The following is a 5,218-nucleotide window of genomic DNA, read 5'->3' as shown; positions in this document are numbered from 1 at the left end:
CGCGTGCGCCCGCCGCGCCGCTGCGGCCCCCGCCCGTGGCGGCGCGGGTGCTGCCGGGCCGGGCGTCACTGCTGCGTGCGGGGCGGGTGTCCTTATGGGCTCCGTCCCGGCGTTCCGGGCCGCCGGAATCCCGCGTGGGTCCGGCTGGTTTGATGGTGTCGCGCGTGATACCACCGCGACCCTGAGCAGTCATGCGTTGTGGGGCTCGTCCCCGTGAACCTTTCTTTGGCCCCGTCATCCCTCCAGTCTAGAGCATCCGGGTCTGATACGGATTCCGATTGATTCGGCGCAGTCCCGGATCAATCCGAGCGGATGCGAGTGGGAACAGCATACGGATTCCGATTGAAGGGGCTGCAAAGACCATTCAGCCGGAGTCCGCATTATTTAGAGAGGCTGCGGATCAGGTCCAGGTTCACGAAGCGGTTCAGGTCCGGTACGTCACGCGCAAAGCCAGCCTCGCGGTTCAGTTCGGCGTACTCGGCCAGGGTGTTCAGGTTGATGTCCCAGGTGACCTTGGTGCGGGACAGGGCCTTGAACAGTTCGGCGGTGTTGGGGCGTTTGCCGGTGAAGGCGTAGATCTGCTCCGCGACCGCTTTCTGCGCGCCCGCGTTGCTGCCCCGGATGAATTCGATGGCTGCCAGGTGACCCTTGAGCAGGCCCCTGAGCGTCTCGGGGTTCGCGGCGGCGTACTTGGTGTTCACGGTCAGCACGGTGGTGGTGTAGTTCCCGCCGGCCCAGATGGCTTTCTCGTTGGCGATCAGTTTCGCGCCCTGGGTTTCCATGACGGCGCCCCAGGGTTCCTGCACGAGCGCGGCGTCCACCTGCTTGCTGGCGAAGGCGGCGGGCATGTTCGCCGGGTCGATAGGCACGATGGTGACGGTGCCGCCCTCGTCCGTGGATTTCAGGCCGTTCTCGTGCAGCAGGTGGCGCAGGCTGATGTCCTGCGTGCTGCCGCGCGTGGGCACCGCGACTTTCTTGCCGCCCAGGGCCTTGACGTTCCGCACGCCGCTGTCTTTGCGCGCGACGAGTACCGCCCCGGCATTCGCGGCCCCAGCGTACACCTGGATGGGCACGCCCCGCATGAAGGCGTTCATGGCGGGGCCAGGGCCGACGTACGCGGCGTCGATGGCTCCGGCGGCGAACGCCTCGTTGATCTGGCTGCCGTTCGCGAATTCCCTGACGATCAGTTTCACGCCGCCCGGCAGGTTCTTCTGGATCAGGCCGCGCTGCACGCCGACCAGTCCGGCGGCGTGCGTGATGTTGGGGAACACGCCCAGGCGCAGTTCTTTGGCCTGCTGGGCGCTGGCGCTGGCGATCAGGGAGAGGGTCAGGAGGGGCAGGAGGGCACGCTTCATGGGGCGCAGCATAGCAGAGCAGTTGAGTAGAGTTGTAATCTATTCGGTCGGCGGTAGCGACAGGGAAAGGGCGCCCCCCATCAGGAAGGCGCCCATGCCCGTAACCCGCCCCCTGCTACCACCCGCTCTGGTCGGATGGACTGGTGGGCAGCCGTTCCACCCCGGCGGGGATCAGTACTGGCGGCCGAAGATCACGCGTTTGCCGTACGCGCCGGGCTTGCCGCACTTCACGCAGGGGCCCTCGCCGCTCTCGTTGAAGAACTCGGCGTCGTCCAGGGGGACGTTGCGGGTGGTGGCCTTGGTGGCTTCCTTGACGCTCTTCTCGCAGTCCGCGTCCCCGCAGTGGTACGCGCGCACCCAGTGGCCCTCCTCGATCTTCGCGGCGAAGGTCCCGAAGTCCTCCACGGGAACGGTATGTTCCAGCATGAAGGTCGTGGCGCGTTCCAGCAACCAGTCGTGAATGCCGTCCAGGCGCGCCGTCATGCCCGCCACCGCTTCGGCGCGGGGCAGGGTTTCCTTCTCGTCGCCGTTGCGGTTCTTCACGACGACCACGCCGCTCTCCAGGTCGCGGGGGCCGAGTTCAATGCGCACGGGCACGCCCTTGAGTTCCCAGTCGTTGTACTTGAAGCCGTTCGTCACGCCGTCGCGTTGATCGACCTTGACCCGCACCCCCTGGGCGCGCAGTTCGGCGGCCAGTTTCTCGCCCTCGGCGACCATCTCGTCGAAGTTGTCCTTGCGGCCCACCGGAATCACGACCACCTGAATGGGCGCGATGCGGGGCGGCATGATCAGCCCGAAATCGTCACCGTGCGTCATGATGATCGCCCCGATGATGCGGCTCGAAATGGCCCAGGAGGTCGTGAACGCCAGTTCTTCCTTCTGCTCGCGCGTCTGGAATTTCACGTCGAATGCCCGGCTGAAGTTCTGGCCCAGGTAGTGCGAAGTGCCGCTCTGAAGGGCCTTTCCGTCGCGCATCATGCCCTCGATGGAGTACGTGGCGACCGCCCCGGCAAAGCGTTCGCTGGCGGTCTTCTCGCCGCGCACCACGGGCAGCGCCAGCACGTCCCGGCAGAACTCGTGGTAGATGTCCAGCATCTGCCGCACCTCTGCGCGCGCCCCCGGCTCGTCTGCGTGCGCGGTGTGGCCCTCGTGCCAGTAGAACTCGCTGGTCCGCAGGAACGCCTTGGTGCGCAGCTCCGCGCGGAACACGCTGCCCCACTGGTAGTGCAAGAACGGCAGGTCACGGTACGAGTTCAGCCATCCGCTCCACATGTGCCCGATGATCGTCTCGCTGGTCGGGCGCATCACGTACGGCTCGGCCAGTTCCTCGGTGCCGATCTTGTTCACCGTGAACAGCTCCGGCGCGAAGCCCTCCACGTGATCCGCTTCCCGGGTGATGAAGCCCATGGGAATCAGCGTCGGGAAGATCAGCGACTCGTGCCCCGTCGCCTTGAAGCGGTCGTCCAGCCACCGCTGAATGTTCTCCCACAGCGCGCTGCCGTAGGGGCGCACGACCATCGCGCCCGCCACGGGGCTGTTGTCGGCCAGATCGGCCTTCTTGACGACCTCGTTGTACCAGTCGTTGAAATCCACGCTCTGGGGCGTCACGCCGTACTGCTGCGCCTTCTTATCCTGTTTGCCGCCGTCCCTGGTCCCGCCGTCCTTAGTCATCGCCCCGCATGATACCGGGCGCGGAGTGACGATCAGGGTGCAAGGGTCATGGCCCTGTTGGAAACAGTTCCAGCATGTGTTTATGCTGTGCGGGTATGCCGCAATCAGACTCCTTCCGGACGCTGCTGGCCGGTCAACTTCGTCAGGCTTTCGACGACGACCGCGACGCGGACACCTTCCTGCTGCGCCTTGACCGCTACGCCCCGGAACTGACGGCCAGCCTGCAAGCCGTCTACGGCGACGCCGCTCCCGCTCTGATGGACCGCCTGCTGGAACTCATGTTGCACGCCTACCACGCCCGCCCCGCCGACCTGAAAAGGCTGGACGAGGCCCGGCTCCTGCGCCCCGACTGGCTACAGGAACCCGGCATGCTGGGGTACGTGGCGTACACCGACCGCTTCGCCGGGACCCTCAAAGGCGTGCGCCAGCGCCTGGATTACCTTCAGGATCTGGGCGTCACGTACCTGCACCTGATGCCGCTGCTGCAACCCCGCCCCGGCGAGAACGACGGCGGGTACGCGGTCGCCGACTACCACGCCGTGCAGAGCGACCTGGGTAGCATGGACGACCTGTCGGCCCTGGCCGCCGACCTGCGCCCACGCGGCGTGAGCCTGGTGCTGGACCTCGTGCTGAACCATGTGGCGCAGGAGCACGAATGGGCGCACAGGGCCCGCGCCGGGGACGCCACCTACCGCGAGTACTTCCATATCTTCCCGGACCGCGCCGTTCCCGACGCCTTCGAACGCACCCTGCCCGAGGTCTTCCCGGACTTCGCGCCCGGCAACTTCACCTGGAACGAGGCGGCCGGCGGCTGGGTCTGGACGACCTTCAACGCGTTCCAGTGGGACCTGAACTGGAGTAATCCCAGCGTGCTGGCCGAGTTCGTGGACATCATCCTGCACCTCGCCAACCGGGGCGTGGAGGTCTTTCGCCTGGACGCCATCGCGTTCATGTGGAAACGCCTGGGCACCGACTGCCAGAACCAGCCGGAAGTGCATCACATCACCCGGGTCCTGCGCGCCTGCGCCCGCATCGCCGCGCCCGCCGTGGCCTTCAAGGCCGAGGCCATCGTCGCGCCCGACAAGCTGATCCACTACCTGGGCACCGGGGAGCACCACGGGCGGGTGAGTGACATGGCGTACCACAACTCGCTGATGGTGCAACTCTGGAGCAGCCTCGCCAGCCGCGACACCCGCCTGTTCGCCGAGGCGCTCCGCGCTGTTGCACCCAAACCCACAGGCACCACCTGGGGCCTGTACGTCCGCTGCCACGACGACATCGGCTGGGCCATCAGCGACGCCGATGCCACCCGCGCCGGACTGGACGGCGCGGCCCACCGCCACTTCCTGAGCGACTTCTACACCGGCGAGCACCCGGGCACCTTCGCGCGCGGCCTGGTCTTTCAGTTCAACGCACAGACCGGCGACCGCCGCGTCAGCGGCACGGCTGCCAGCCTCGCCGGACTGGAAGCCGCCCTGAACGCCGCAGACCCCCGCCACACCGACCACGCCGTGCGCCGCCTGCTGCTCCTGCACGCCGTCACCCTGGGGTTCGGCGGGCTGCCCCTGCTGTACATGGGCGACGAACTGGCCCTCCTGAACGACGACGCCTTCGCCGCCGAGCCCGAACACGCCGCCGACAACCGCTGGGTGCACCGCCCCCGCATGGACTGGGAGCGCGCCGCCGACGCCCAGGCCAACCCCGGCACCCCACACGGCCGCGTGAACGCCGGACTGCGCCGCCTGATCAGCGCCCGCCAGGGCCTGCCGCACCTGCACGCCAGCGTCGAGAGCCGCCCCGTGCCCAGTCCGGACCCCTGCGTGCTGCTGCTGCGCCGCGACCACCCGCAGGGCGTCATGCTGGCAGCGTACAACTTCAGCGAACACACCATCCACTTCCCCGCCTGGGCGCTGCGCAACCACCTGGGTGACCACGCCCGCGACCATATCGCCGCGACCGCCTTCACCCTGGGCGGCGGCACCGTTTCGCTCGAACCGTACCGGGCGCTGTGGCTCACGCAGACCTGAAGCGGATGAGCTGATCCTTCGTAGCGGGGCGGAACCCGGGTTGGCCTACACACGCCGGGCCGCCCAGGCGTCAGGATGAAGGGTACGCAATGCGCGTGGGGGAGGCCGCGCCCGCCGGGACTGCGTCTGTAGAAACCGTCATGCTCCCAGTGTAAAGCGCCCCGT

General features: G+C 67.6%; 3 protein-coding genes and 1 pseudogene. 1 reads left to right on the top strand and 3 read right to left on the bottom strand.

Annotated elements, in window-relative coordinates; genetic code table 11:
- The 3 genes and pseudogenes from QZ271_RS13850 to proS form a co-directional block, all read right to left on the bottom strand.
- A pseudogene (locus QZ271_RS13850) lies at positions 1-193 on the bottom strand (hypothetical protein); the annotation flags it as partial.
- Between the two features lie 187 nt (positions 194-380).
- Positions 381-1,355: an ABC transporter substrate-binding protein gene (locus QZ271_RS13845; RefSeq protein WP_291432458.1), complete on the bottom strand. Its 975-nt coding sequence runs from the start codon at positions 1,353-1,355 to the stop codon at positions 381-383.
- A 171-nt stretch (positions 1,356-1,526) separates the two neighbouring features.
- On the bottom strand, positions 1,527-3,026 hold the full coding sequence (gene proS / locus QZ271_RS13840) for a proline--tRNA ligase (RefSeq protein ID WP_291432456.1): 1,500 nt from the start codon (positions 3,024-3,026) through the stop codon (positions 1,527-1,529).
- Positions 3,027-3,121: 95 nt separating this feature from the next.
- On the opposite strand from proS, the gene QZ271_RS13835 reads away from it, so the two are divergent.
- Entirely contained in the window at positions 3,122-5,053 is a 1,932-nt protein-coding gene (locus tag QZ271_RS13835) for an alpha-amylase family protein (RefSeq protein ID WP_291432455.1), read from the top strand.
- Positions 5,054-5,218: the final 165 nt, after the last annotated feature.

Source organism: Deinococcus sp., assembly GCF_018260555.1.
In the GTDB taxonomy this organism is placed as follows: Bacteria; Deinococcota; Deinococci; order Deinococcales; family Deinococcaceae; genus Deinococcus.
Note: the sequence above shows the minus strand (reverse complement) of the source record. Positions and strands in the feature narration are given on the sequence as shown.